This window comes from Streptomyces sp. NBC_01142 (genome assembly GCF_026341125.1).
In the GTDB taxonomy this organism is placed as follows: domain Bacteria; phylum Actinomycetota; class Actinomycetes; order Streptomycetales; family Streptomycetaceae; genus Streptomyces.
This window is the reverse complement of the sequence record NZ_JAPEOR010000001.1, coordinates 2,084,216-2,109,598: the sequence shown is the minus strand read 5'-3', so window position 1 is coordinate 2,109,598 and position 25,383 is coordinate 2,084,216. Positions and strand designations below refer to the sequence as shown.

The 25,383-nt window shown below is 69.9% G+C and carries 24 protein-coding genes and 1 pseudogene; 11 read left to right on the top strand and 14 right to left on the bottom strand.

The window, feature by feature from the left end:
- Window positions 1–19: 19 nt before the first annotated feature.
- Both OG883_RS09650 and OG883_RS09645 read right to left on the bottom strand, forming a co-directional pair.
- Window positions 20–1,999: an amino acid transporter gene (locus tag OG883_RS09650; protein WP_266537715.1), complete on the bottom strand. Its 1,980-nt coding sequence runs from the start codon at window positions 1,997–1,999 to the stop codon at window positions 20–22.
- Between the two features lie 188 nt (window positions 2,000–2,187).
- Complete coding sequence (locus tag OG883_RS09645; protein WP_266537712.1) at window positions 2,188–2,748, bottom strand: hypothetical protein; 561 nt, start codon at window positions 2,746–2,748, stop codon at window positions 2,188–2,190.
- A 210-nt stretch (window positions 2,749–2,958) separates the two neighbouring features.
- On the opposite strand from OG883_RS09645, the gene OG883_RS09640 reads away from it, so the two are divergent.
- A complete protein-coding gene (locus OG883_RS09640) occupies window positions 2,959–4,809 on the top strand; it encodes an APC family permease (protein WP_266537710.1) in 1,851 nt (616 codons plus the stop codon).
- A 179-nt stretch (window positions 4,810–4,988) separates the two neighbouring features.
- Here the strand turns inward: OG883_RS09640 and OG883_RS09635 are convergent, their stop codons facing one another.
- The 3 genes from OG883_RS09635 to OG883_RS09625 form a co-directional block, all read right to left on the bottom strand.
- Entirely contained in the window at window positions 4,989–5,546 is a 558-nt protein-coding gene (locus OG883_RS09635; protein WP_266537706.1) for a YncE family protein, read from the bottom strand.
- An 805-nt stretch (window positions 5,547–6,351) separates the two neighbouring features.
- Window positions 6,352–7,074: a VOC family protein gene (locus OG883_RS09630; RefSeq protein WP_266537704.1), complete on the bottom strand. Its 723-nt coding sequence runs from the start codon at window positions 7,072–7,074 to the stop codon at window positions 6,352–6,354.
- A 127-nt stretch (window positions 7,075–7,201) separates the two neighbouring features.
- The gene (locus OG883_RS09625; RefSeq protein ID WP_266537701.1) at window positions 7,202–7,819 is read right to left on the bottom strand and encodes a TOPRIM nucleotidyl transferase/hydrolase domain-containing protein; all 618 of its coding nucleotides are present in this window, start codon (window positions 7,817–7,819) and stop codon (window positions 7,202–7,204) included.
- A gap of 90 nt (window positions 7,820–7,909) precedes the next feature.
- On the opposite strand from OG883_RS09625, the pseudogene OG883_RS09620 reads away from it, so the two are divergent.
- A pseudogene (locus tag OG883_RS09620) lies at window positions 7,910–8,139 on the top strand (transposase); the annotation flags it as partial.
- A 204-nt stretch (window positions 8,140–8,343) separates the two neighbouring features.
- Here the strand turns inward: OG883_RS09620 and OG883_RS09615 are convergent.
- From OG883_RS09615 to OG883_RS09595, 5 genes are all read right to left on the bottom strand, one after another.
- Window positions 8,344–9,222 (bottom strand): phosphotransferase, encoded by an 879-nt coding sequence (locus OG883_RS09615; RefSeq protein WP_266537698.1) that lies wholly within the window; start codon window positions 9,220–9,222, stop codon window positions 8,344–8,346.
- The gene (locus OG883_RS09610) at window positions 9,206–10,102 is read right to left on the bottom strand and encodes an aldo/keto reductase (protein ID WP_266537694.1); all 897 of its coding nucleotides are present in this window, start codon (window positions 10,100–10,102) and stop codon (window positions 9,206–9,208) included. Before OG883_RS09610 ends, OG883_RS09615 begins: the two co-directional genes overlap by 17 nt.
- A complete protein-coding gene (locus OG883_RS09605; protein ID WP_266537687.1) occupies window positions 10,099–11,283 on the bottom strand; it encodes a cupin domain-containing protein in 1,185 nt (394 codons plus the stop codon). Before OG883_RS09605 ends, OG883_RS09610 begins: the two co-directional genes overlap by 4 nt.
- Before the next feature lie 15 nt (window positions 11,284–11,298).
- Window positions 11,299–11,442 (bottom strand): hypothetical protein, encoded by a 144-nt coding sequence (locus OG883_RS09600; protein WP_266537685.1) that lies wholly within the window; start codon window positions 11,440–11,442, stop codon window positions 11,299–11,301.
- Between the two features lie 152 nt (window positions 11,443–11,594).
- Complete coding sequence (locus OG883_RS09595; protein ID WP_266537683.1) at window positions 11,595–12,134, bottom strand: ATP-binding protein; 540 nt, start codon at window positions 12,132–12,134, stop codon at window positions 11,595–11,597.
- A gap of 177 nt (window positions 12,135–12,311) precedes the next feature.
- On the opposite strand from OG883_RS09595, the gene OG883_RS09590 reads away from it, so the two are divergent.
- Window positions 12,312–13,478: a helix-turn-helix transcriptional regulator gene (locus tag OG883_RS09590; protein WP_266537680.1), complete on the top strand. Its 1,167-nt coding sequence runs from the start codon at window positions 12,312–12,314 to the stop codon at window positions 13,476–13,478.
- Window positions 13,479–13,497: 19 nt separating this feature from the next.
- A complete protein-coding gene (locus OG883_RS09585) occupies window positions 13,498–14,223 on the top strand; it encodes a 5-formyltetrahydrofolate cyclo-ligase (RefSeq protein WP_266537678.1) in 726 nt (241 codons plus the stop codon).
- A 443-nt stretch (window positions 14,224–14,666) separates the two neighbouring features.
- On the opposite strand, the gene OG883_RS09580 is transcribed toward OG883_RS09585, so the two are convergent.
- Together OG883_RS09580 and OG883_RS09575 are read right to left on the bottom strand one after the other, a co-directional pair.
- The gene (locus tag OG883_RS09580) at window positions 14,667–15,332 is read right to left on the bottom strand and encodes a response regulator transcription factor (protein WP_266537675.1); all 666 of its coding nucleotides are present in this window, start codon (window positions 15,330–15,332) and stop codon (window positions 14,667–14,669) included.
- A complete protein-coding gene (locus OG883_RS09575) occupies window positions 15,332–16,300 on the bottom strand; it encodes a sensor histidine kinase (protein ID WP_266537672.1) in 969 nt (322 codons plus the stop codon). Before OG883_RS09575 ends, OG883_RS09580 begins: the two co-directional genes overlap by 1 nt.
- A gap of 281 nt (window positions 16,301–16,581) precedes the next feature.
- Between OG883_RS09575 and OG883_RS09570 the strand changes: the two genes are divergently transcribed.
- Together OG883_RS09570 and OG883_RS09565 are read left to right on the top strand one after the other, a co-directional pair.
- Window positions 16,582–17,052 carry a TrkA C-terminal domain-containing protein gene (locus OG883_RS09570; RefSeq protein WP_266537669.1) on the top strand — a complete coding sequence of 157 codons (471 nt, stop codon included), beginning with the start codon at window positions 16,582–16,584 and terminating at the stop codon, window positions 17,050–17,052.
- 5 nt (window positions 17,053–17,057) lie between these two features.
- Window positions 17,058–18,305 (top strand): cation:proton antiporter, encoded by a 1,248-nt coding sequence (locus OG883_RS09565; protein WP_266537666.1) that lies wholly within the window; start codon window positions 17,058–17,060, stop codon window positions 18,303–18,305.
- 223 nt (window positions 18,306–18,528) lie between these two features.
- Here OG883_RS09565 and OG883_RS09560 read toward each other — a convergent pair whose 3' ends face one another.
- The gene (locus OG883_RS09560) at window positions 18,529–19,440 is read right to left on the bottom strand and encodes a YhjD/YihY/BrkB family envelope integrity protein (protein WP_266537663.1); all 912 of its coding nucleotides are present in this window, start codon (window positions 19,438–19,440) and stop codon (window positions 18,529–18,531) included.
- A 238-nt stretch (window positions 19,441–19,678) separates the two neighbouring features.
- On the opposite strand from OG883_RS09560, the gene OG883_RS09555 reads away from it, so the two are divergent.
- From OG883_RS09555 to OG883_RS09545, 3 genes are all read left to right on the top strand, one after another.
- Window positions 19,679–20,398 (top strand): GAP family protein, encoded by a 720-nt coding sequence (locus tag OG883_RS09555; protein ID WP_266537660.1) that lies wholly within the window; start codon window positions 19,679–19,681, stop codon window positions 20,396–20,398.
- Window positions 20,399–20,531: 133 nt separating this feature from the next.
- Entirely contained in the window at window positions 20,532–21,008 is a 477-nt protein-coding gene (locus tag OG883_RS09550) for a DUF6325 family protein (RefSeq protein ID WP_266537657.1), read from the top strand.
- Window positions 21,009–21,083: 75 nt separating this feature from the next.
- Complete coding sequence (locus tag OG883_RS09545; RefSeq protein ID WP_266537654.1) at window positions 21,084–21,644, top strand: potassium channel family protein; 561 nt, start codon at window positions 21,084–21,086, stop codon at window positions 21,642–21,644.
- Between the two features lie 42 nt (window positions 21,645–21,686).
- On the opposite strand, the gene OG883_RS09540 is transcribed toward OG883_RS09545, so the two are convergent.
- The gene (locus OG883_RS09540) at window positions 21,687–21,968 is read right to left on the bottom strand and encodes an SHOCT domain-containing protein (protein ID WP_266537651.1); all 282 of its coding nucleotides are present in this window, start codon (window positions 21,966–21,968) and stop codon (window positions 21,687–21,689) included.
- A gap of 177 nt (window positions 21,969–22,145) precedes the next feature.
- Here OG883_RS09540 and OG883_RS09535 point away from each other — a divergent pair, with 177 nt between their 5' ends.
- Both OG883_RS09535 and OG883_RS09530 read left to right on the top strand, forming a co-directional pair.
- Window positions 22,146–23,534 carry a chloride channel protein gene (locus tag OG883_RS09535; RefSeq protein ID WP_266537648.1) on the top strand — a complete coding sequence of 463 codons (1,389 nt, stop codon included), beginning with the start codon at window positions 22,146–22,148 and terminating at the stop codon, window positions 23,532–23,534.
- 38 nt (window positions 23,535–23,572) lie between these two features.
- Window positions 23,573–25,339, top strand: coding sequence for a sodium:proton antiporter (locus tag OG883_RS09530; RefSeq protein WP_266541378.1), 1,767 nt, complete (start codon window positions 23,573–23,575; stop codon window positions 25,337–25,339).
- The last annotated feature ends 44 nt before the right edge of the window (window positions 25,340–25,383 follow it).

Sequence of the window (25,383 nt, the reverse complement as noted above, 5' to 3'; positions counted from 1 at the left end):
GCGGGCGGTACTGACCGGGTCAGCCGACGTGGATGCGGGGCCGGCGGGTGAGGTCGGGTTCCGCGCGGCGCAGGACCTCGCGGGTGACGGGGGCGACTTCGCCGTCGCCGAAGACGAGGAAGCGCAGCAGATGCCCGAGTGGGTGGCCCTCGGTCCAGTTGAAGTAGGCGTGCGGGACCTGGCCGGTGCGGGCGCGCAGTTCCATCAGGACTGCGGCGATGGTGTTGGGCACTACGGCGCCTTGGACGCGCAGGATCCGTGCGCCGTACCGCTCCTCGCCGTGGACGCTGAGGTCGGCGGTGAAGTCGGAGGAGTCCCGGACGGTGACTTCGAGGAAGAGGACCGGTCGGCCGTCGGGGATGTGGGTCTCCTCGCGCTGGCTGTACTCCTTCTCCCGGTACTCCTGCTCGTCGCGCTCGTCCGGCTCGTTGGCGATGACCCGCAGCGGCCCTTGCGCGGCGGTTTCGTCGATCAGCCGGGCGGCGGTCTCGTCGAACGTGACGGTGGCGGCGCGCAGTTCGAAGGCACGGTGGACGCGGGAGGCGAAGGAGGTCAGCAGGATGCCGACGATGAACAGCGAGGCGATCTTCAAACCGTCCGGCCGTTCGACGACATTGACGACCAGCGTGTAGGCGAACACCGCGGTGACGGTGCCGAAGCCGATGGTGGCGGCCCGGTGGCCGCGGTGGTGGACGGCGATCGTCGACGCAAAGGACGCCGAGAGCATCAGTACCAGCACCCCGGTGGCGTACGCACCGCCCTGTGCGTCGACATCGGCGTTGAACAGGACGGTGACGGTGACGGCGATCGCCATGAACAGCAGCACCAGTGGGCGCACCGCCCTGGCCCACTCGGGTGCCATGCCGTAGCGCGGCAGATAGCGCGGTACGAGGTTGAGCAGGCCGGCCAGGGCGGAGGCGCCGGCGAACCAGAGGATGGCGATGGTCGACACGTCGTACGCCGTGCCGAAGGCTTCACCCAGGTACTCGTGGGCGAGATAGGCCAGGGCCCGCCCGTTGGCCTCGCCGCCCTTCTCGAACTGCTCGACGGGGATCAGGATGGTTGTGGCGAGGCTGCTGATGAGCAGGAATCCGCTCATGGTCAGCGCGGCGGTGGTCAGCAGCTTGCGGGTGTCGCGGATGCGTCCGGCCGGGTTCTCGTACGTGTCGGTGGCGTCTCCGCGCACCTGTGGCATGACGGCGACGCCGGTCTCGAAGCCGGACATGCCGAGGGCGAGCTTGGGGAAGACCAGCAGGGCCACGCCGATCATCGCCAGGGGCGAGGCGTGCTCGGCCGTCAGGGCACTCCACCAGTCGTCGACCACGACCGGCTGGGTGGTCACGTGCCAGACGGCGGTGGCCAGGACGACCACATTGAGTGCCAGGTAGAGCGCGACCAGCACCACGGCGACGCGGATCGCCTCGCGGAAGCCCTTGAGGAACACCGCGCCGAGGCCCGCGACGAGCACCAGGGTGATCCAGACGTTGCCGTCGTGCATCCAGTGCGGGGCAAAGGGATTCTCCACCACATGGGCCGAGGCGTCCGCGGCCGACAGAGTGATGGTGATCATGAAGTCGGTGGCCGCGAAGCCGAGCAGCACCAGCACGAACAGCTTCCCCGCCCACCAGGGCAGCAGCCGCTCCAGCATGTGGATCGAGCCCTCGCCGTGCGGGCTCTCCTTCGCGACCCGCCGGTACACCGGCAGCGCGCCCAGCAGGGTGAGGGCAACGAGTACGAGGGTGGCCAGCGGCGAGAGCAGACCGGCGGCCAGAGCGGCGATGCCGGGCTGGTAGCCGAGGGTGGAGAAGTAGTCCACACCGGTCAGGCACATCACCCGCCACCACGTGTGGCCCTTGTGCTCGGCCGGCGGCGTGCCGTGCGGACCCGGATGCCGTGCGGACTGCTCGCTCAGGCCCTCCAGCAGCCAGGCACGCCAGGGCCGGGCCCCAGCCCGCTCCTCGGTTTCGGGCGGCGTGGTCTCGACCTGCGTGCCGGTCATGCGGTGATTCCCCTGCTGATCGTCGGGCAACGAGGAGCGAGTATCCACCACACACGCGCCTAACCCTTTGGCCGGGGGCGGCCTTCGGGGACGGGCGGCCTTCGGTGCACGCAAAGGGAGCGCGGGCCCTCTTCGGGATCGGGTGCTGTCGACCGACGCGGCTCGTCGTCACCGGAATCGGACGACGTCTACTCCAGGCCGGAGACCGTGAAGACCGACCGGACCGTCTCCCCGTCGATCCTCCGCGACAGCTGCCGCAGAGCAGCCGCCCCGTACAACAGCGTTCCCCGGCCCAGGGAGGTCCGGGCGCCCGCGTCCAGCAGGCGCCACAACCGGGGATTGGCGACAAGAACCCGCGGGTCCAGCTCGACGCGGCCGCCGTCCAGGTCACGCAGGACCAGCCGCTGCGCGACGCCGTCGGACCAGCGCACCGACACCAGCCGGTCCGTGCGAACCGTCCGTTCGCGCAGCAGGCCGCGCGAGGCCAGCCATCCCTCTCCGGCGGTCACCCGCGGCGGCAGCAGCACCACGAACAGCAGGACAGCGAGCCCCGTCCACAGGACGGCGCGCACGGTGGTGAGGCCGCCGGAGCCCACGTCGATGAGCAGCAGCATCGCGAGCAGCAGGGCTGCGCAGCGGATCGCGGCCTGTCGTTCACCGGACCGGCCATGGTCGGCTGAAGGGCTCCCGGGGGGCTCCGCGCGGCCCGCGTCGCGGCCCGGAACGCATCGTGTCTCACGCTGCTCCATGCGTCCGACGGTAGGAACGCGAGTGGCTCGCCGCCGTTGCGTTGATGACCTGCTGATGCGTCACGGGCAAACCTTGACGCCCTGCTCACGGGCCTCGTCAAGAACGCGTGAAGACATCGCCGTTGCGCGCCAAGAACGCGCCAGCGCCAGGCAGGACCGGCCGGATCCGGGCACACCCTGAGCGGACCTGGAACCGAAGGAGCCATCCGCATGTCCGTCCTGTCCACCAAGACCGTCACTGCGCCCGGCGCAGAGGAACCCCCGGATACCGGCGCGCGTCACAAGCTCACAGCCGTCACCGGCCTCGCCGCGCTCTCGCTCGACGCGATGGCGTCGGTGGCGTACGGACCCGAGGCGATCGTCCTGGTCCTCGCCGCGGCAGGCGGCTACGGGCTCGGCTTCACGCTCCCCGTCACCCTCGCCATCGCGGGCCTGCTGGCGGTCCTCGTTGCCTCGTACCGGCAGGTGATCGCCGCGTTCCCGGACGGCGGCGGCAGCTACGCGGTCGCCAAGGCGCACTTGGGCCGGCGCACCAGTCTGGTCGCGGCCGCGTCGCTGGTGCTGGACTACGTCCTCAATGTGGCCGTCGCCGTGACCGCGGGCGTGGCCGCGCTGACCTCGGCCTTCCCGGAGCTGTACGGCGACCGGCTGTGGATGTGCGTCGGCGTGCTGGTGCTGATCACGGCCGTGAACCTGCGCGGAATCGTCGACTCGGCCCGCGCGTTCATCGTGCCGACGGCCGTCTTCATCGGCTCGATCCTGGTGCTCATCACGGTCGGCCTGTTCCGTGACGCCCCGGCGAGCACCGAGGCGGCCGCCGGTCACGCCTCCGTCCTCGCCGACAACGCCACCACCGTCGGCGCGCTGCTCCTGCTCAAGGCGTTCGCATCCGGCTGCTCGGCACTGACCGGCGTCGAGGCCATCGCCAACGCCGTCCCGTCCTTCCGTGCGCCGGCGGCCCGCCGCGCGCAGCACGCCGAGATCGCCCTCGGCGCCCTGCTCGGCGTGATGCTGATCGGCCTCTCCGTACTGATCTCCCGCTTCGGGCTGCAGCCGGTCGAGGGCGTGACCGTCCTCGCCCAGCTCGCCGACGCCTCCCTGGGCCACAACCTCGGCTTCTACGTCATCCAGTTCGCCACCATGGTGCTGCTGGCCCTGTCCGCCAACACTTCCTTCGGCGGTCTCCCGGTCCTGCTCAAACTGCTGGCCCGCGACAACTACCTGCCGCATGTCTTCGGGCTGAAGGCCGACCGCCAGGTCCACCGGCACGGTGTGCTGACCCTTGCCGGTGTCTCCGCCGCACTCCTGCTCTTCTCCGGCGGCGACACCAACACTCTCGTTCCGCTCTTCGCCATCGGCGTCTTCGTCGGCTTCACCATCGCCCAGACCGGCATGGTCCTGCACTGGCGTCGGGTCCGCGGACCGCGCTGGGCGGGCAAGGCGTTCCTCAACGGGCTCGGCGCGCTGCTCACCGGCATCAGTGCGGTCGTCGTCACCGCCACCAAGTTCCACGACGGCGCCTGGCTGATCGTCGTCGCGCTGCCCCTGCTGGTCGCCGGGTTCGAGTGCGTCCACCGTGCGTACGGGAAGATCGGCGAGCGCCTCGAGGTCGGCCGTATCCCCGAATCCCCGCACCGCGACCGCTCGTTGGTTCTCGTTCCCGTCTCGTCCCTGACCCGGCTCACCAGCGAGGCCCTCACCGCGGCGGTGTCTCTCGGCGACGAGGTCCGGGCGGTGACCGTCTGCTACCCCGATCCTGAGGACCGCGAGCTGACCGAGGCCCTGGAACGGGACTGGGCGCTGTGGAACCCCGGCGTCCCGCTGATCCGCGTTGCCTCGGCCCGCCGCACGGTCGGCCGTCCGGTCGCCGCGTACGTACGGGAACTCGAGGCCGCAGAACCGGGCACCCGGATCACCGTGCTCATTCCCGAGGTCGAGCCGGCCCATCTGTGGCAGCGGGTGCTGCAGAACCAGCGCGGCGCCGTTGTGGCGCAGGCCGTCCGCCGCGATACGAACGCGGTCATCTGCCGGCTGCGTTTCCGGCTCGGTGACCGGCCCTGACCGCGCCGCCCCTTCGGCAATCCGCCCCCACGGGGGTCAGGTTCAGCACCCTCTGGCCCTGCGGCCGTGGTTCGCCTTGTTCTGCGGCGGGCTTTCTTCTTGCGGGAGCGGGCGGTCGGACGCACCAGCAAACCTGTGAGGTCATGCCGATGGCGTGTCCCGTGGCTCGGTGTCGTCGGTCAGGCGACGGCGAGGGCGAATGGGCTGGTGCCGGCGGTGACGGAGGTGAGGACGCTGTTGGTGGAGGTGTCGATCACGGACACGCTGTTCGATCCCTGGTTGGCGACGTAGGCGCGGGTGCCGTCGGGGGTGATGCCGACGCCGTAAGGGGTGGTGCCGACCGTGATGGTGCCGGTGACGGCATTGGTGGCCGTGCTGATCACGGAGACGGTGCCCGAGCTGTTGTTGGCGACGTAGAGGCGGCTGCCGTCCGGGGTGATGGCCAGCCCGCGTGGTGTGGTTCCGAAGGTGATCGCGGTGAGCACGGTGTTCGTGGCGGTATCGATCACTGACACCGTGCCGGATCCGGAGTTGGTGACGTAGGCGCGCGTGCCGTCCGGGGTGACGGCGATGGCACGGGGGTTGGTGCCCAAAGTGACGGGGGTGATGACGGTGTTGGTGGAGGTGTCGATCAAGGACACGCTGCTCGACCCCCCTTGGGCCAGATGCAGCCGGTCGGCGATCTCGGCAACGCTCTGCCCTTGGGCGGCACAAGGCGGCGACCGCTCCGGCGTCACCGGCGGTACGTGCGCCTGGTCGGGCGCCGGGACGCCCCGGCGCCCGACCAGGCGGACTGCGGACGCGACGGCGGGGAGTCCGCCGCATACCTGTGCCGCCGGTCGCGTGTCATGCCACTGACGTCCGCGGCCTTGAGCGGCGGAAGGGAATCTAGCCGCCACGAATCACCCATCTCCGTGTCGACCAGGAGAATTTACGGGCTTCTGACAGCTCGTCGACAGTCGGCGTCAAGCCTGTGTCATGAAGTGATGACAGGACGTCAGGGAGGCGTAAGGGGAGTTGGTCTGTGTTCGGAACCGGCTGAGACTGATCGCCGTGGGGGAACGGACGGCCGTCCGTGGTGTGCGCCTGGAAGGCGCGTGACCATCAGCGCCGGTACCGCGCTCGGTCCGGAGGCAGGGGCCTGGACCGGAGCCGGAACACGCCGTGCGACGGCCGTACCACGAGCGGGGCGGCCCGGCCCGCGGCCACGAGGGAGGCAGCGGCCGGGCCGCCCACGCATCGAGGCCCTGAAGGTCCGGCTGCGGCGGCGCCGGGTGGCACGGTGTCTCCGGAACCCATGCCTGCTCTTGAGAAGCAACGCCTGCCTTGCTCAGGGGGAACGGACAGGGGCAGCGGGAGCACGCACCAGGCGCATCGCGCCGCCAATCTCACCTCGATGCCCTACGCCACGTGGTGCGGGACGCCGTCGAAACCGCGTACAACTGCCTCAACAGGGTCTCCTGCCCCACGAGTTGGCTTCGACAACCCTCGTTCTGCATCGGAGGCCGGCCCTGTCCTCCTGCACCCACCCCGCTCCGGGGCTTATCGGGGGGTCAGTACACAGAACTCGTGACCGTCGGGGTCGGCCATCACCACCCAGTCGACGTCCCCTTGGCCGATGTCGATGCGCGTTGCCCCGAGGGAGACGAGCCGGTCGACCTCCGCCTGCTGGTCACTGCCGGCCGGTGGAGCGAGGTCGAAGTGCAGCCGTTCCTTCCCCGTCTTCGGCATCAGGGGTGGACCACCCCACGTGACCTTCGGACCGCCGTGCGGTGAGCGGATCGCGGTCTCCTGGTCCTGGTCCCAGACCAACGGCCAGCCCAGGGCTCGGCTCCAGAAGTACCCGGCCTCCTGCGAACCATCTCCCGCCAGCGCTCCGATGAACCCGCAATCGGCGAGGAAGCTGTTGCCCGGCTCGATGACACAGAACTCATTGCCCTCGGGGTCGGCGAGCACCACATGCCCCTCCTCCGGGCGTTGACCGATGTCGATGTGCCGGGCACCGAGTGCGAGCGCCCTCTCCACCACCTGCTTCTGGTCGTCGAGGGACGTGCTCGTCAGATCGAAGTGCATGTGGTTCTGGCCTGTCTTCCGCTCCTGGGCCGGGAGGAAGCGGAGCCGGAACCCGGTCTCATCGCTGGGCAGCAGCGTGATGCCGTCGGAGGAGTCCTTGGACGTCTCCCAGCAGAGAAAGTCCGCCCAGAAGCGCGCGAGACGGAGCGGGTCGTGCGCATCGAAGCAGAGCGCGTGCAGGTGAGAAGTCATCCGTAGGTCTTCCGGTAGGGGCAGGCGGGTCGTGCTGGAGCCTGCCCAGCCGGTGCCACCCGGTCAACTGATTAACCCGCGCTCGTCCGCTGTCCAGCACGCTCGAAACGGCAGTCCGTCCACGACCTCACAGGCTCGCGAGGAGGCCGTCGAGCGGGGGCGGTGTCCGGTCCGGTGCGAGGGCCTCGACAAGGAGACGGCCGTAGCGGATCTTGCGGCCCTTCTTCGTGCCGAGGAAGCGCCGCACCTGCTGATGCCGGGGTCGGCCGTGCTGTGCGGGCTGGCGCTGGAAGGTCTGCCAGGCGCGGAGTTCGCCCTCTGCGCGGAGGATCTCCTCGACTCCTGCCGTGCCGAGCGCGCGGATGAGTTCATCCTCCAGATCCGCGGTGCATACGTAGATGTCCTGGAGCGGTGCCTGTGCCCGTGTCAGGCCGCGCTCGTAGAAGTCCTGTTCGCCCTCGTCGCACAGTCCTGTCAGGCGCAGACCGAGGCCGGGCGGCCCGAGGAGGCCGGCATAGCGGCCGACGCTCATCGCCCCGCCCATCGGCACGACACACACTCCCTCGGCGGCCAGGTCCCGGCCACGCCGGGCGGCCAGCGCCTCGACGGCCGCGAGATCGCTCAGCCCTTCCAGGAGCACCGCGGTCCGCGCCCCCAGGCTTTCCGCCAGATCACGCGCCGGCGCATCGGGACCGCCCGTCGCCCAGCTGGTGACCGCATCCTGGAACGCCCTCATGTCCGCCATGGGGCGAGTCTGTACGTCGACCGGTGGCACGGCACGGAATTATTCGACGGCCTCAGGAGCTGCGACGGTCCTCAGGCCCCGGCCGCCCGGTCCACCGATCCCCTGGAACGGCTGAACCGCGAGATCGAGCGCCGCACCGACGTCGTGCAGGTCTTCCCCAACCCCGACGCGGTCCTCCGACTGGCCACCGCCGTCCTGGCCGAACTCCACGACGAACGGATCGCCTTCCCCCGCCGCTCTCTGAGGAGAGCATGGCCACGGTCTACGCCAGCCGCCCCACCACCGACAAGACCGCCCTGCCCAGCCCCACCGAAGGCTGATCCACTACACCACGTGGCGGGACGCCATCAGCTCACGCCGCACACACGCCACCCCACCCCTCGTGATTCCCAAGCTCAGAGCGCGGGTTCGATTCCCGTCGGGCCCTGAACCCATTCGCCCAGAGATACCCGTGCCGCCCACGCCACCTGCCCAGGGCCGTCCGACGTCCACACCGACTCGGCGGTGAGTAGGTCAGTGGCTGATCACCCGTCGGCCGTCATCTGGTGCCAGACCTCTCGTGCCCGCTGCCGCAGCGCGGGGAGGAGTTCGAGGTTGTCCCCGCGGTCGGCGCTCTGGAGAAGCTCGGTGATGACCACCAGCTCCGCGAAGCGCCCGGCGTCACTGTCGAGAACGGTGGAAAGTTCCCGGCGGACGCGCTCGGCGGTCTCCGGCATCGTGAGGCTGTAGGCGTACAGGAGGGCGGCGTCGTAGCCGGCCGGGGCGGTGCCCCAGCCTTCCCAGTCCAGGATGCCAAGTTCAGGACCGGCGAGGTTCGCCCAGTGCAGGTCGCCATGTGCGGTGGACCACGCGGGTGGAGTCGTAGGAACAGACCCGCCGAGGAAGGCGAGGTACTTCGGCATCGCACGGTCCAGGTATGCCTGACGTACTGCTGTGCGGTCGGTACGGACCGCCGAGAGACGGTCGAGGGCCGTACGGAGGTCGTCCCACCAGGCTGTGATCAGGCGGGGCGTGGCGGCAAGCACCGGAGTGGGCGAGAGGGGGCCGCCAGTGACGTGGTCGTACAGCTCTGCCCTGTACGCGTCTTCTTTCTCCGTCCACTGCCGTACGAGACGGAGACAAGGGCGCGGTATCTGCTGGGGCACCAAGCGTTCGGCGTCCTCCGGACCGGTCCACAGCTTGCCGCTGGCCTCGTCGGCCGGGCTGTGAGCAACGCGCAGCCATCCCGGTCCGTAAGGTCCGGTGACGGGTCGGCCCAGCGTGCGTCCCCGCCACCCCCACACCTCCTGCGGCCCTCCGTCGGACGCCCGAGCGTCGCGGGCCGCCCCGAAGAAGCCGCACGCCACGGTATGGGCCCTCCGCATGCGGGCGGCGACCTCGGGGTCGTCAGGTTCCGAGGACATCGATGACCCCTCTCAGGCGATCAGGCGACAAGGGCGCACAGGCCGCAGCGCCCAGGGCATCGGCCCAGTGTGCCGGTGTACTCGCCGACAGCAGGACGCGCGACACTCCGGGGGCCGACAGGGCGAGCAGGAGTGCGGCCTGCGCCGGAGAGGCTGCGGCGTCGATGACGCGCACCAACTCCTCCGTCATCGCGCCGAGGAGTTCACCTCCTCCGAGCGGTGCCGATGCGAAGACATCGAGCCCCGCTTCCCGCGCCTCTGCCAGCGCTCCGCGTCCGTCGAGTGCGTCCGCCACCACGGCGAGATGAACGAGCGACACCGGGAACTGCACGGCCCGAAAGTGGTGACGGTGCCCACCCACTGTCTCCGCCAGTGCCGTGAGTTCGGGGATGGTGAACATGCCGCTCGACAGGCCCGCCCAGGTGGCGACGCCGTAGCCGCCGATCTTGCCGTCGTCCGCCGCGCTCTCCAGTCCCTCGAATGCCTCGCTCAGCGTCCACGACACATCAGCCCGGTTCATCCGACCGTGTTCCGGATTGTGGACGAAGACGAGGTCCGGGACGCAACCGAGGCGGGCGCGGCTGCGAGCGAGCTGCCAGGCAATGTAGGGACGTGCCAGGCAGTGGCCTTGATCGCGGTCGTACGGCAGCACGCCGGCATCCCGAGCGGCCTGCCGGTCGGAGTCGGGCACGAAACCGACCTTGGTCGAGACGCGCACCTGCGGGCACGCGTCGAGTACCGGCCGCAAAGTTGCCTCGGCCGTACCGGACGCGTAATTCGGTGCCGTGTCGATCCAGGTCACCCCGGCGTCCACGGCCGCAGTCACCGACTGGGACACGTCGCAGCACTGGTACGTGCCGGCCGCGAGCTGGGCGCTCATCCGGCCCGTCCCACGGCCGCGACCTCGCCGTCCACCAGCTCACTTACAAGCAGCGCGACCTGCCCGACGCGAAGTCCGGCCGCTCGGGCGAGTGTGTCCAGGCGGTGATGGCCTCCGTCCACGAGGAGAGAGAGCAGGGGTGCGGCCTGGGAGGAAAAGGTCCATTCCTCTCCCCCTGCCGTCAGCACCGCGTTGCCCTCCGTGTCGCTGTGCAACCGGGCGCGAGCGGTGACAAGGCGCACGGCGACGGCGGGGTCGGGCGGTACGCCCTCGACGTACGGCAGTGAGGGCACGAGGCGGGCTCGGTCGGTCGCGTCCCGCATGGTGAGGAATCGGTCGAGCAGCGTTCCGTCCTCGAATCCCTTCATAACGACGTCGCCCAGCGACCGCACGAAGTCCGCCTTCTCCTCCTCGGTCCCGAAGCACGGCAGGTCGCTGCGCACGGTCGCTTCGCGGCGCAGGTCCTCGGAGAGCCACTGGAGGAGGTCCGCACCGGTCGTCGTCTGCATGCCGCACGTGAGATGGAGAGAGTGGACGCCTTCGGAAGCGGCGACCGCGTGCCACCAACCTCGCGGCAGGTACAGCATGTCCCCCGTGTTCAGGACCAGTTCGACAAGCGGCTCGTTCGGCGGCGGTTCGGGGACCTCCGTGTCCCGGTGGAGCGGGGCCCGCCTCGTGGGCCCGTAGATGCGCCATCGTTTTGCGCCGTCGAGCTGGAGGACGAGCACGTCGTGGTCGTCCCAGTGGACTCCGAAGCCCTCCTCGGAGGTCCAGGAGGCGTAGGCGTTGACCTGGATGCCGGTACGCAGATGTCGTTCCAACTCCTGGGCGAGGTGGCCGACACCCGGGTGCAACTCGTCGATCGCGTCCAGGACGAGGGTGGCGCCCTCGGCAAGGTGGCGGTGCAGATCGGCGGGCTTGAGCCGGTGCCACACGGTGCTGCGGCGGGTAGTGACCGGCGCCGTGTAGGCGTGCTGGGGCAGCGATTCGCCGTCCACCGCGAGGCGCAGGCGCGGCGGTTCGAGCCGGTGGTGGGTGAGCAGTGCGTTCACGTCGTCCCAGCCGAGCAGGCCGCCGAAGCGGGCCGGCTCACCGGGGAGGTGGCGGTAGGCGCGGCCGTACACCTGGGCGAGGAAGTCCTCGCCCAGGTGCGCGACCACCGCAGGTACGTCGGTGGTCATCGGTTACGGCCCTTCTCAGTCGTTGCCGTCGGAACGACCGGTGGAACCGCCGTCCGAGGGCTGCTCGGCCCGCGAACGGGCGGCGGCGATCCGGCGACGGGCGACCAGCAGGCCGTCGCCCTCCTGACCACCGTTCGTGGTCACGTTCTGCTCGGCCATGGCTGTATCTCCTTCGGTGTAGACGGAAGCGAGCCGGTTGCCCGCTCCCTGGTTGAGGCGTCTCCGGCAGCCCCACTGGTGGTGGCGGCCCGACCGAAGGCGCCTGTACCTGACTTCGGGACTCGTGCGTCCGGAGTCAGGTGGTCAGGTGGTCAGGTGGCAGTGACATGCGCACGAAAGCCGCTGGGCACGACGCATCCCGGTTCGGCAACCGTCGGCGGCCGCTGTGCGCCCCCGAACGAGGAATCGCTTTTGCATGCGGCGGGAGACGGACGGTAGGGCGAGGGTGAGCAACTGGCGACCTCGAACCAGACCGCTTTTCCGCCTGTGGTCGGCCGGGAGCCCCACGCCTGGGCAAGACCGTCCACCAACTGCAGTCCGCGCCCGCTCTCCTCGTTCAGGTCGGCCGACGCCCACTGCGGGAGGAGGCCACCTTCCGTGTCCTCGGCCTCCAGCCGCACGCGGGCCCCGTCCCAGCTCACCGTGACCTGGCAGCCCTCCCTCGTGTGCACCACTGCGTTCGAGATCACCTCACCGGCCAGCAGCTCCAGCGTCTCGACCGTGTCGTCCGCGAGCGGCAAGCCCCAGTCACGGACGATCGCGACAACCCTGCGACGAGCGGAAGGCACGGCGCCGACGTCGGACGGGACACGCAGGGACGAGGACTTCGGGGCGGGTGTTCGGAACGGCATGGAGGGCGAACCTTCCTGGCTGGGTACGTCGGAGTTCCACACAACCGCCCACAGCCGACGACGCCCAGAGCACAATGGACGCACCAATGCGGCATCCGTGCGTCACACTCACGCCTCACCTGGGAGTCGCGCAGCCGCAAGTCCCTGGCAGGGCATGCGAAACGGGGAGACAACGTCATGGCGCACCACCGCAACGGTCTCGCAGCGCGCCGCCGAACCGTGGGGCTCACCCAAGAGGCTCTCGCCGAGCAGATGCAGGTAGACCGCTCCACTGTCGCCCGCTGGGAATCAGGCCGCACCGCACCGCAGCCATGGATGCGTCCACGGTTGGCCCGCCTTCTCCGCGTCAATGCCGAGGGCCTCAGTGACCTACTCACCGCGCGGTCGCCAGGTGGCACGCAGGGGCAGGACGCCCTCGACTACGCGGTGCTTCACCCGGGCCGCGTCGATCTGTCCGCCGTGGCCACACTTCGCACGCACTTCGACGACTGCGCCGCTCGTTACGACCGTGTGCCTTCGGCCGGCCTCATCGCAGAAGCAGCAGCGCAGCTCAACCGCATCGACCAGCTCGCCGCCGGATCCGCCCGCGGACGCGTGCAGAGGGAACTCCATGCCCTGCACGCCGACGCCTGTACGCTCATGGGCCAGTTGGTCTGGGACGCCTCGCAACGCCGCGACCACACCACCGCGAAGACGTACTACGAGCGAAGCGCCGACCTCGCCCGCCACCTACGGGACCCCACGCTCGAAGCACACGCCTTACTGCGCACCTGCTACGTCGCGCTGTACGGCGCACGTAACGCGCAGGCCGGGCTCGCTCTCGCGGAGCAAGCAGCCGAAACCGCCGAGCGTACGAGCCCGGCCATGTCCGGGCTGGCGCTCCTACACGTCGCCGAGGCATACGCCATGCTGCGGTCGGCCTCAGACTGTGAACGCGCTCTTTCCAGCGCAGAACACCAACTCGACTACGCGGACGGCAGCGACGCCGCCGCCGACCTTGTGTCGCCAACCCAGTTCGGCCGCCTCGCAGGCTCCTGCTACCTCTCCCTCGGAGACCACCAACGAGCCGAAACCCTGCTGACCAGCACGGCGGAGAAGCTGCGGGACAGGCGAAAGTCACGCGCGATCGTGCTGGGAAACCTTACGCTCGCCCGTATCCGCCAACGCGACGTCGAAGCCGCGGTGGCCAGCCTCACCGAAGCCATCGCCGAACTGGAGACCACACGCGGGGGCGGAGGCATGAACATCGTCTTCGAAGCCGCCCGCGAACTGCGCCCCTGGCGACAGGAACACCTCGTCGCCGAGGTCCACGACAGACTGCTCGGCTTGATGACGGCAGCGTAGAAGAGTGAAGGAGACACCGGTGGCAGCCAGCTCGCTGGATCAAGCCAAGCAGGCGGTACGCACGCACGTCTGGGATGCCTTGACCGCCGCAGACGCCGTCCACGACGCCTCCGTACACGGCCGCATCCCCAACTTCAAGGGCGCCGAGGAAGCTGCGGCCCGGCTGGCGGGGCTCCCGGCCTGGCAGCGTGCGGGTGTCGTCAAAGCCGTTCCGGACAAAGCCCAGCTCCCGGTCCGGGCACGGGCTTTGGAGGAGGGCAAGACCGTCTACATGGCGGTCCCGAAGTTGGCCACCCTCAAGCCCTTCTACCTCCTCGACCCCGCCACCCTCACCATCCCGCCCGCCGAGGCTGCCGCCAGCCGCACCGCTGCCGCCATCGCCCCCACCGTTGAGGTAGACGCCCTCCGCCCCCTGGACCTGATAATCCTCGGCAGCGTCGCCGTCAACCGCGACGGCGCGCGCATCGGCAAGGGCGCCGGCTACTCGGACATCGAGTTCGCCCTGCTCACCGAGGCCGGTCTGGTGACGCCGGAAACTATGGTCGTGACCACCGTCCACGCACTTCAGGTGACCGAGACCCCGATTCCCACCACAGAGCACGACGTCAGCGTCGACCTGATCGTCACACCCGACGAAAGCATCGTGTGCCCGAACCCCCGCCGGCCTACCGGCGTGCACTGGTCCGACCTCACAGCGGAGAAGATCGCCGCGATCCCGGCACTGGCAGCACGGCACATTGCTTGATGGCCGCAGCGGGAAGTGCTCGATCCCAGTGCGGTGCAACCTTCCCTACCCCGTCAAGACATCCGGCTCTGGCTGCGCCCGCGCTCCAGCCTTCGGCCCGCTCGGCGGGCGGTCAACACAGGCGCGAAACGAGACTCGGGTCAGGGACGCATCCGCCTGTTCCCACAGATCAGGCGGCATGTTGAGGTCCAATTGCCGGTTCATTCCCAAGCTCGGAGTCCATGAGTGTCGGCCGGCAGCCCGGGCCAGGCACCCGGTCGAGAATGCCGCGGAGTGATCCGGGATGACTGAGTGCCTCAGTTTTCGTCGACGCGCAGATCGGGAAGTCATTCGAACGCAAGCCAGCTGCCCGCCTGTTCGGTCACGCGCGTCAGTACCGTACGCGCACCGGCGATGACGCGTGCGGCAGTTCGGTGAGGTGACGATCGTCCGCCGGCGCTCTTCTACGGCTCGATCAGACCGACGCGGATCGCGTAGCGGGTCAGTTCCAGGCGGTCGCGCATTCCCAGTTTCTGCAGCAGGTTCGCCCGGTGGCGCTCCACCGTCTTGGCACTGATCACGAGGAGGTCGCCGATCTCCTTGGACGAATGGCCCTCGGCGACGAGCTTGAGAATCTCCTCCTCGCGCACGGTTATCGCCCTGGCCGGCAGCGGGTCTCCGTGGCGAACACGGTCGAGGTAGTTGCGAATGAGGGTGGTCTCGGCGCCGGGGTAGATGAACGGCTCGTCCCGGATCGCGGCACGGCACGCCTCGACAAGGTCGCGGTCGGCGACGGACTTGGGGACGTAGCCGGCTGCTCCGGCCCTGAGCGCCTCGAAGAAGTACTGCTCGTTGTCGTACATGGTCAGGATGAGGATCCGAAGCTCCGGCCGCAGGCGTGAGAGCTCCCGGGCCGCCTGCAAGCCGGTCATGCGCGGCATCGCAACATCCAGAACAGCCAGGTCGATGCCCTGCGTCCGGGCCAGGGCGACCGCCTCCGCTCCGTCTCCGGCCTCGGCGACGACCGTGAGGTCCGGTTCGGCGTCCAGGATGAGCTTGACTCCCCGCCGCACGAGGGCATGGTCGTCGGCCAGCAGGACCCGGATCGGCGCCCGTCCCGGTGTGGTCATCAGTGCCCCTTCCTGAGCCCGCCGACCGTGCCGCCGGCGGGTACGTCCAGTCGAACGTCGGTCCCACCGTGCGGGCCCGGCCCGATCGCGAGGTCGGCGCCGACCAGCAGCGCGCGCTCGCGCATCCCCTGGATCCCGGCACCCTCGGCCGCCTGGCCGATCCCCCTGCCGTTGTCCCGCACGAGCAGCCGCACCACACCGGCCGACCGGATGGACAGATGCACCTCAACGTCGGTCCCGCCCGCGTGGCGCGCGGCGTTCGTCAACGCCTCCTGGGCCACCCGGTACAGGACGAGTTCGGCGGCCTCGTCCAGGACGGGCAGTCCGGGGGCGATGAAATGGCGCACGGCCAGCGACCCGGTGGTGAACTCTGCCGTCAGGGCACGCAGGGCGCTGTGCAGCCCGAGCTCTTCCAGCACTCCCGGGCGCAGCCGGCGGGCGATGCGGCGGATCTCGTCCAGGCTGGTGCGGGTGGTCTCCTGGACCTGGTGGAGGTCCTCGCGCAGGGCGGCCGGGGCCTGGCCGGCGGCGTGCTTGAGCTGGAGGAGGACGGCGGTGAGGGTCTGGCCGACCTCGTCGTGGAGTTCCTGGGCGATGCGGCGGCGTTCGGCTTCCTGGGCGGACAGGGCGAGGGCGCTGCTGGTGGCGCGCTCGGCCTCGAGCCGGCCGAGCATGGCGTTGAAGGTGATGGTCAGCTCGGCCATCTCGCCGGGGCCCTCCACGCGGGCCCGACCGCCGGGGCGGAGCAGATCGACCGCGGTCATCGCGCGGGTCAGCCGGCCCAGGGGTGCGAGGCCGATGCGGAGCAGGACGGCGTTGGCGATCAGCATGGCTGCCAGTCCGGCGAGCAGGACGACGGCTTCGCCGAAAAGGACCGGGGTGGAGACGGTGACCGGGCCGAGCAGCAGGAGTACGGCGACGACGAGGACGGCTGCGTTGAGCAAGAAGATCCGCCAGTACAGCGACACGATCGTCTCTCCCCTCGTTCCGCACCCGAGCCGGGCACTCACCTCCACTATCCCCGCCACCGCTGCCCTGCACCCGCTGTGACCTGCGGCGGGACCCGTGTCCCCGCCTCAGCCTGTCGTCTGCCGGGAGCCTTGTCCATCCGTGCCGACACCCATATCCCACCCCTGCTGTGAGGTGGCACCATGAACCCACGCCGGACCGGGATCCTGCCTCGCATCAGGCCGGCGCCGCACCACAGTCGAGCACAGGCAAGGGGGACAGAGCTGTGCCTGCTCCACGGATGAGCACCACACCGCTGCCCGGCATCGGTGTCCAGTACGACCTCACCACGCGCGAGCACCGCCATCTGTCGGTGATCGCGCATCGGGACAGCACCCGGACAGTGAACGTCTACCGCGCCGACGACCCCGACGCCTGCGCGCAGTCCCTGCACCTGACGGGCCCGGAGACGGCCTCCCTCATCGACGCGCTCATGCCCGCCCACCACAGCCCGAACGTGCTGCACACCACCGACCTGGGCCTGGTCGCCGAACGGATCGAGCTGTCCGGGCACTCGTACTGGAACGGCCGGCTGCTGGGCGAGACCCGGATGCGCACCGAGACGGGGGTGTCGATCGTGGCGGTACTGCGCCGCGCGGAAGCCCGCCCGTCCCCCGCACCCGATTTCCGCCTGGCCGGGGGAGACACTCTCATCGTGATCGGCACCCGCGAGGGCGTCGAGGCCGCCGCCGCGATACTCGGACGGGAGTGACGCCTGTGCACTCCGCAGTCTTCCTGATCGAGTTCGGCGCGATCATCCTCGGCCTCGGCCTGCTGGGCAGACTCGCCGGCCGCTTCCACTTCTCCCCGATCCCCCTCTACCTGCTCGCCGGCCTCGCCTTCGGCACCGGCGGTCTCCTCCCGCTCGGCGCGAGCGAGGAGTTCGTGGCCATCGGCGCCGAGATCGGCGTCATACTCCTGCTGCTGATGCTCGGCCTGGAGTACACCGCCAGCGATCTGGTCTCCAACCTCAAGACCCAGTACCCCGCCGGACTGGTCGACTTCACCCTCAACGCCCTGCCCGGCGCGGCCGCCGCGCTGCTCATGGGCTGGGGCGCCGTCGCCGCAGTGGTGTTGGCCGGCGTCACCTGGATCTCATCCTCCGGCGTCATCGCCAAGGTCATGGGCGACCTCGGCCGGCTCGGCAACCGCGAGACACCGGTCATCCTCAGCATCCTGGTCCTCGAAGACCTCGCCATGGCCGTCTACTTGCCGATCATCACCGCCCTCCTCGCCGGCGTGAGCCTCGCCGCGGGCAGCGCAACCCTGGCCATCGCCCTCGGCGTTGCCGGAGCGGTGTTGTTCGTCGCGGTCCGATACGGGCGGGTGATATCCCGCTTCGTCTCCAGCGACGATCCCGAGAAACTCCTCCTGGTCGTCCTCGGACTGACGTTGCTGGTCGCCGGCATCGCCCAGCAGCTCCAAGTCTCCGCCGCGGTCGGCGCGTTCTTGGTCGGCATCGCGCTCTCCGGTGAAGTTGCCGAGGGAACGCACACGCTGCTCAGCCCGTTGCGGGACCTGTTCGCCGCGGTGTTCTTTGTCTTCTTCGGCCTGCACACCGATCCCGCCAGCATCCCACCCGTGCTGCTGCCCGCGCTCGCGCTGGCCGTCGTCACCACGGGCACGAAGATCGCCACGGGCCACTGGGCCGCGAAGCGGGCCGGGGTCGGGGTCAAGGGCCGCTGGCGCGCGGGCGGCACCCTTGTCGCCCGCGGCGAGTTCTCCATCGTCATCGCCGGCCTCGCTGTCACGTCCGGCATCGAACCGGCCATGGGCCCGCTGGCCACCGCCTACGTACTGATCCTTGTGGTGATCGGGCCGCTCACTGCCCGCTACACCGAACCCGTGGCCGCCTGGATCGCCGTACGCCGCGCGGCCGATGTGCCGCCCGTACCGGCCACCGTGCCCGCCCCGGAGAAGGCCCCGGAGACGGTTCAGGACCAGGATCCAGCCGGCCGCCCGTGAGCGAAGACGCCTGGGAGGCGATCACCAGCCGGGACACCGTGCTGCTGCTCGCCGCCCTGGCCGTCCACCTCGGGGGCTGTCGGGTTCGCCCGCAACCTGCCCCGCATGCTGCGGCGCAGCCGGCCTCGCGGGCGGACACGGAACAGCATCATGTACCTGGCCTGGCCCGCAGCATCGCCTCCAGACGTCGCGGACACCGACCGCTCCGGCAGCGGGCCCCGTGTCACCGGTCCGCCGGAGCGCGGGGTGCGGAGCTGCCCAGATGACGGGCCAGCTGTGGTTCCTGCGCCAGAACGGCACCCGCAGTGATGCCGACGGCGACCGCGGCGCAGATCACGATCAGCCAGGAGAGCAGGGTGAGGACCGAGCCCATCGACCCGTACTCGGCCAGGGTCCGGTTGAGCGCCCGGGGCATGTAGAAGCGCGCCCCGACCGACAGAGCGGTCACGGCGGAGGCGGTGAGGACGGCTCCGGGCAGAAGCGGCAGCCAGCGGATGTAGCCGCCCAGCAGCAGATGCTGGGTCCACCACCACAGGAACGTCTGGGACACCACGGTGAGGGGAACACCCAGCCACAGCCCGACGCCGAAGCCGTCGCGTACCGGCCCCTGCACCACCAGAACACTCAGCCAGACGCCGATCCACGCCAGCCAACGCCAAGCAGCGATCTTGATCCCCTGCTTCGGGAGCTGCCAGGCGCGCTTGCACAGCCGCTGCATCGCCCGACTGCAGGCCGTGGCGGACAGCAGCACCATCAGCGCACCGACCGTGCCGGTGGCCTCGCGCAGGGATCCGGAGTCGGACTGGAAGACATCCTGCAGCTGTTTTCCGGCTGCCCCGGTGAGCCCGAAGACTGCACGTACCGAAGTGATGAGCTGGTTCCGGACGCCCTGCGGGGCGAAGGAGCCCACGACGAAGAGCAGCGGCACTGCGGTCAGGAAGCACTGTGCGGCCAGACGCGTCGCCGCGTCCAGGACGTTCACCGAGAGCATGCGGGCCGTCAGATGCGTGATGACGGGGAAGCGGTGTTCGGCGCGGGTGAGTGTGTGCCGAGCCGTGACCGTCAGGGCATGGCGCCGTGCCCGCCACCACGCGGGGCGGAAGACGGCCCGGCGGCCGTCGCCCGCGGGCTTCACCCGGGGGTCCTCGGGTCCGCCGGGGTGCACTAGGCGACCCGTACGTCACCCGGGCGCGGTGAACCCTCACTCACGCTCACCGGCAACTGGTCGCCCCTTTCTTATCTTTTGCACCCTTTCTTGACGCTAGGCGACGATGTGCGCATGAGCCACTCGATCGTGAGAGCGACGCCTGCGGGGCCGTGGCCGCTCCTCCGGCCGGACGAGCGGCCAGGGCCCCGGTCCGGAGTACGTGGTCATGGCGCTTGACCTGTTTCTCATCGGTCTGGCCATCACGCTCTATCCGCTTCCGATCATGGCCTTCGTGCTGGTGCTGACCGCGCCCAGGGGCGTGTGGAAGGGGCTGGCATTCGTCCTCGCCTGGCTCGCCTGTCTCGTTGCCGTGATCGCCGTGGTCCTTGCGGTCACCGGCGGAGAGCCGCCGGCGCCCAAGTCACCGCCTTCCACGGCCGTACTGGCGGCCAAGCTGGCCATCGGTGTCGCGCTGGTCCTGTACAGCGAACACAGGCGTCGCCGGCGCCGTACTCCCGCCAAGTCCTCAGCGGCCTCCCGAGCTCCTTCTTCGCGAGCCCCTTCCACCCTGGCCTCTTCCTCCCGGCCTTCTTCCTCCCGGCCTTCGCTGACATCACGGATGGACCAGGCCTCCGCGTGGTCGGCAGCCGCACTCGCCCTGCTCCTGCAGCCCTGGGGAATGGTCTGTGCCGGGGCTGCCACGGTCGTGGACGCCGACCTTTCCCATGCCGAGTCGTATCTGGCCCTCATGGGCTTCTGCATCCTCGCCACCGCCAGCCTCCTGGCCATGGAGCTGTACATGGTGTTCGCGCCGGAGAAGGCACAGCGTGCACTGACGAACCTGCGCTCCTGGCTGTCCGCACACCAGGAGCGGGCCATTGTCGTCCTATGCCTTCTCCTCGGACTGTGGCTGACCGGCAAGAGCCTCTATCAGCTGACGAGTTGAATTCGAAGGTGCGAGGCATTCCCGCGAATGTTGCAATGGCTGCAGGACTCCGTCCGACCATGCCTTCGCGGGAAATGCCGGCGGGAAAGGCCGGGCGCGGTCAGGACCGCCGAGCCGCGTGTGAGGAGTGGGCATGAGCGACGATTTCGAAGACATGGGACCGGTCGACTATCTGGTCGTCGAGTTCCCGGGCAACCGCATGACGGGCGAGGGTTTTCCTCTTCTTGTCGACCTGGTCGACCGAGGCATCATCCGTATCCTCGACCTCCTCTTCGTACGGAAGGACATCGACGGGAGTGTTGTCGGCCTGGAATTGACGGATCTGAACGGGGACGGTGAACTCGACCTGTCCGTGTTCGACGGCGTCTCGTCCGGGCTGCTGGGCCAGGACGACATCGACGAGGCAGGGATGGCCCTGGAGCCGGGCAACGCGGCCGGGATCCTGGTGTACGAGAACCTCTGGGCCGCCCCGTTCGCCCGGGCCCTGCGACGCAGCGGTGCGCAACTCGTGGCAGGCGGACGGATTCCCGTCCAGGCCCTGCTGGCCTCACTCGACACGGTGGAGACCACGGCCGGCGACGGGCCCCCCTCGGGCGGCGCCCGAGCCTGAGCCGGGGCCACAGCAGGGACCAACGCTGGAGGCGCTCATGGCACGCCATGCACCCGAGCCCGATCCGATGCGGCCATGACCGAAGAGGAACGCGCCGGCCTCAGCGCCCGCGAGCGCCGCCGTCAGCTTGTGGGACCGCTGCTCCGCTCGGGAGCCTCGGTGGTCCTGCTGACGGCGCTGTTCTATCTGTGTCCCCTGAACCGCGGGGTCGGCGCCACCGCCGCGGCGCTGGCGCTGGGGCTGGCACTGTTCGGCTGCCTCGTCGCCTGGCAGACCGTCGCCATCACCCGTGCGGAGCATCCCCGGCTGCGTGCAATCGAGGCTCTGTCCACTGCCGTGCCGCTGTTCCTGCTGATGTTCTCCGCGGCGTACTTCCTGATCTCCATGAACCGGCCGGAGTCGTTCTCGGAGCCACTGAACCGTACGGACGCGTTGTACTTCACGGTCACGGTGTTCGCGACCGTGGGCTTCGGGGACATCACGCCCACCACCGGGGGCACCCGCGTACTGACCACCGTGCAGATGCTCGCCGACCTGATCCTGGTGGGAATCATCGCCAAGGTCCTCTTCAGCGCGGTCCGGATCGGGCTGCGGCGACGGGGGGATGTCCCGGAACCCCCGGAGGACCAGCTCTGACCCGTCCGGCGGGATCCCGCCGGAGGGCCGTCATCCGGACCGTCACAAGTTGAGAAGTTTACTCTTCTGAGCCGCGAACTCCTCGTCGGTCAGTACCCCCTGCTCCTTCAGATCGCCGAGTTCCTTGAGCTGAGCGATCTTGCTGCTCATCTCGTCGACCGGCGCGACGGGTGCGGGGGCGGGGGCGGGGGCAGACTGCTGGGCCGTCCCTTCGTTCTGGTCGGCCCATCGGCCCGCCTGGCGCCGCGAGACCCGGTTGGACACCGCGGTCGCCGTCCCGGCCACCACTGCGGTGCGCGCTACTCCTCGAAGAAGACCTGGCATGTCGCTTCTCCTCGCTGCTGTGAGCCGGACAGCTCGGGCTGCCGGCCTCCCGCCCCCTTCAGGATCGCACCAGCGGGCGAGTCGTGCCGCGCCGCCGAGCACTCTCTCCGGCGGCGAGGGGCGACAGTCCGGTGGACCATCGAGACAAACGCGTCGGTCCGGGAAGGAAGAGACCCCATGACGGAGCCGAATCCTCGATCAGCCGCATCCGACGGCGGGACGCGGCCGAAGGAGTCGGACCGGATGCGCGACGTGGTGCGTGCGCCCGGCTATCTGAAGACGCTCGTCTTCTGCGCTCTCATCGGTATCCCGGTGTCTTTTGCCGCGTTCTGGTTCCTCGTCGGGCTGCACGAACTGGAGCACGTGCTGTGGGCGGACCTCCCCCACGCCCTGGGCTGGGACACCCCACCGTGGTGGTGGCCGTTGCCCCTCCTCCTGATCGCCGGAGTCGTCGTCGGCCTGGTCGTCACGCATCTGCCAGGTGCGGGCGGCCATATCCCCGCGTCCGGCTTGCACCCGGTCAGCGCCTCGTCTGCTGCGCTGCCAGGTGTGGTGCTCGCGGCGGCGGCGAGCCTGCCGTTCGGCGCGGTTCTGGGACCCGAGGCGCCGTTGATCGCGCTCGGCGGGGGCCTCGCCCTGCTGTTCAGGGATCTCGCGCGGGCTCCCGCGACCCCGCAGAGCAATGCCCTCCTGGGCGCGGCCGGAGCCGCGGCGGCCATCGCGGCGATCTTCGGCAACCCGCTGATCGCCGCGGTGCTCCTCATCGAGGTGGCGGGGGTGGGAGGGCCGCAGCTGTTCGCGATCATGCTCCCCGCCCTGCTGTCCAGCGGGGTAGGAGCCCTGGTGTTCACGGGCTTCGGACGCTGGACCGGACTGCAGACGGGCAGCCTGACCCTGAAACTGCCCGAGCCGTTCCCGCACCTGGACACGGGAGACATTGTCTGGTCGCTGCTCATGGCCGTGGTCATCGGGGTGTTCATGCATCTGGTGCTGGCCGGAGGCCGGCTGGCCGCGGCGTTCGTCACGGTGCGCACCCTCACCCGGACGGTCGTGTGCGCGCTGGGCGCCGCGGCGTGCGCCGCTCTGTACGCGCTGATCACCGGTCGGACACCCCAGGAAGTCGCCTCGTCCGGCCAGGCCACACTGAGCCAGATGGCCGCCGATCCGCACGCCTGGGGTATCGGTGCCCTGATCGCCGTCCTGCTGTTCAAAGGCGCCGCCTACGCGTTCTGCCTCGGCAGTCTGCGCGGCGGCCCCGTGTTTCCCTCGCTCTTCCTGGGAGGGGCGATGGGCGTGCTGTTCGCGCCCCTGCCCGGCCTGGGTGTCGTGGCGGGGATGGCGGCGGGGATGGCGGCCGCGACGACCAGCGCTCTGCGGCTGCCGGTCAGCAGTGTGGTGCTCGTGGTCCTGCTGCTCGGATCCTCCGCCATGATCCCCGTCGTGATCCTGGCGGCCGTGGTCGCCTTCGTCACCACCGAGTTGCTGCCTCCCGGACCTGCGATGCCGTCGGAGAAGCCGGCCGGGCCGGGGACTTCCGGGAGCGCAACCACGGCCGGGGCGCCCTGACGTGAGCACCCTGACGTGAGCACCCTGACGTGAGCGCCCTGACTGACGACCAGATCCTTCTTGGTATCGGCCTGACCGTGGTACTCGCCGTCGGCTCCCAGCTGCTGGCGAGCCGTCTGCGCGTCCCCGCGCTGGTCGTGCTGCTGCCGGTCGGCTTCGCCGCGGGAGCCATGACCGACGTCATCCATCCCGACCGGCTGGTGGGGCCGGATTTCTCCGCCCTGGTGTCGCTGTCCGTGGCGGTGATTCTCTACGACGCCGGTCTCGGACTGGAATTGCGTCACCTCACCGGCCGTACCCGGGGCGTCGTGGCCAGGCTGCTGGTGCTCGGCGTGGTGCTCACCTGGGCGGCCACCACCGGTCTCGCCCCGATGCTCTTCGCTGTGCCGATCGCGGTGGCCGTGATGCTGGGCGTGATCCTCGTCGTGTCGGGGCCGACGGTCGTCGGTCCGCTACTCGACCACGTCCGCCCGACGGACAAGGTGCGGCGCATCCTGATCTGGGAAGGATCGCTGATCGACCCGGTCGGCGGCATCCTCGGGGCCGTTGCCTTCCACTCCATCCTCGCCGGCGGCTTCGTGGCGGGAAAGGGATTCCACTTCGGTGGGTTCCTCCTGAGCATTGCCGTGGGGCTGGCGGGCGGCGCGGCAGGAACCGCGTTGCTGTGGCTGGCGCTGCGCACCCTCCGGCTCGGCGAGACGCTCGGCACGCTGGCTCAACTCGCCACAGTGATCGCCGTGTCGGCGGGATGCGACATCGTGCGCGACGACACGGGGCTGATCGCCGCGATCGTCACCGGACTGGCCGTCGCGAACCTCCCGGGTTTCGACCTGCCCGCCCGCCGGCCCTTCTTCGAGACGCTGGTCCAGCTGATCATCGGGCTGCTGTTCATCTCCATCTCGGCCACCGTCACCCCCGCATCCGTCACCCCGGTACTCCTCCCCTCCCTCGGCCTCATCGCCGTCCTCGTCCTGCTGGTGAGACCGCTCGTCGCCTACGCCTCCACCCACCGCATGGGCCTGACCGGCGGGGAACGGGCCTTCATCGGGTGGATGGCCCCCCGCGGCATCGTGGCGGCATCCACCGCGTCGGCCTTCTCCGCCACCCTCGTCGACGAGGGCCTGGACGGCGCCGACAAGATCCTGCCGGTCACCTTCCTGGTGATCGTGGGGACGGTCCTGTTGTACGCGCTGACCGCGGCGCCCGTGGCCGCGCGGCTGGGAGTCGTCCAATCCGCGCGTACCAGACCCCTGCTGGTCGGAGGTGATCCGTGGGTGATCGGTCTCGGGCGGTCCCTCAAGTCCGCGGGACTCGACGTGCTCATGTGGGCAGGAGTCGAGCGGCAGCGGGAACAGATCGAAGAGGCCGGAATCGAGCTGGCACCGGGCGAGTTGCTGGCCACGGCCACCGACCCCGAGGCGCGGCTCGAAGGGATCACCGCGGTGTTCCTGCTCACCGGCGACGACGACTTCAACGCGCTCGCGTCGGTCATGGTGCGGGACAGCGTCGAGGGCCCGGTCTACCGCGCCGGCCCCCCGCACGACAGTCATGGCGTCATCGCCCCCTACGCCGGTGGCGACATCCTGTTCGGCCGGGCCCTGGTCCGGCACACCCTGGCAGCCCGCTACGAGCAAGGGGCCCGCTTCGTGGTGGAATCCGTCTCGGATGCGCTCCCCTCCGGCCACAGCACGCTGTTCGTGGTGCGGGCCGACGGCCGGCTGGACCCGGTCACCGAGGCTCACGCGGTCACGCCGCGCCCCGGTGACACCGTCGTACTCCTCGGCCCCACGCCGCCGGGCCCGTGAGGCCGGTCCGACTCGTCCTGGGCAGCTGATTCCGTCGTACCCAG

Bases quoted from the DNA above. Each gene is read 5' to 3' on its own strand.
- OG883_RS09650 (WP_266537715.1), bottom strand. From the start codon at position 1,999: ATGACCGGCACGCAGGTCGAGACCACGCCGCCCGAAACCGAGGAGCGG.
- OG883_RS09645 (WP_266537712.1), bottom strand. From the start codon at position 2,748: ATGGAGCAGCGTGAGACACGATGCGTTCCGGGCCGCGACGCGGGCCGC.
- OG883_RS09640 (WP_266537710.1), top strand. From the start codon at position 2,959: ATGTCCGTCCTGTCCACCAAGACCGTCACTGCGCCCGGCGCAGAGGAA.
- OG883_RS09630 (WP_266537704.1), bottom strand. From the start codon at position 7,074: ATGACTTCTCACCTGCACGCGCTCTGCTTCGATGCGCACGACCCGCTC.
- OG883_RS09625 (WP_266537701.1), bottom strand. From the start codon at position 7,819: ATGGCGGACATGAGGGCGTTCCAGGATGCGGTCACCAGCTGGGCGACG.
- OG883_RS09615 (WP_266537698.1), bottom strand. From the start codon at position 9,222: ATGTCCTCGGAACCTGACGACCCCGAGGTCGCCGCCCGCATGCGGAGG.
- OG883_RS09610 (WP_266537694.1), bottom strand. From the start codon at position 10,102: ATGAGCGCCCAGCTCGCGGCCGGCACGTACCAGTGCTGCGACGTGTCC.
- OG883_RS09605 (WP_266537687.1), bottom strand. From the start codon at position 11,283: ATGACCACCGACGTACCTGCGGTGGTCGCGCACCTGGGCGAGGACTTC.
- OG883_RS09600 (WP_266537685.1), bottom strand. From the start codon at position 11,442: ATGGCCGAGCAGAACGTGACCACGAACGGTGGTCAGGAGGGCGACGGC.
- OG883_RS09595 (WP_266537683.1), bottom strand. From the start codon at position 12,134: ATGCCGTTCCGAACACCCGCCCCGAAGTCCTCGTCCCTGCGTGTCCCG.
- OG883_RS09590 (WP_266537680.1), top strand. From the start codon at position 12,312: ATGGCGCACCACCGCAACGGTCTCGCAGCGCGCCGCCGAACCGTGGGG.
- OG883_RS09580 (WP_266537675.1), bottom strand. From the start codon at position 15,332: ATGACCACACCGGGACGGGCGCCGATCCGGGTCCTGCTGGCCGACGAC.
- OG883_RS09570 (WP_266537669.1), top strand. From the start codon at position 16,582: ATGAGCACCACACCGCTGCCCGGCATCGGTGTCCAGTACGACCTCACC.
- OG883_RS09555 (WP_266537660.1), top strand. From the start codon at position 19,679: ATGGCGCTTGACCTGTTTCTCATCGGTCTGGCCATCACGCTCTATCCG.
- OG883_RS09550 (WP_266537657.1), top strand. From the start codon at position 20,532: ATGAGCGACGATTTCGAAGACATGGGACCGGTCGACTATCTGGTCGTC.
- OG883_RS09545 (WP_266537654.1), top strand. From the start codon at position 21,084: ATGACCGAAGAGGAACGCGCCGGCCTCAGCGCCCGCGAGCGCCGCCGT.
- OG883_RS09540 (WP_266537651.1), bottom strand. From the start codon at position 21,968: ATGCCAGGTCTTCTTCGAGGAGTAGCGCGCACCGCAGTGGTGGCCGGG.
- OG883_RS09535 (WP_266537648.1), top strand. From the start codon at position 22,146: ATGACGGAGCCGAATCCTCGATCAGCCGCATCCGACGGCGGGACGCGG.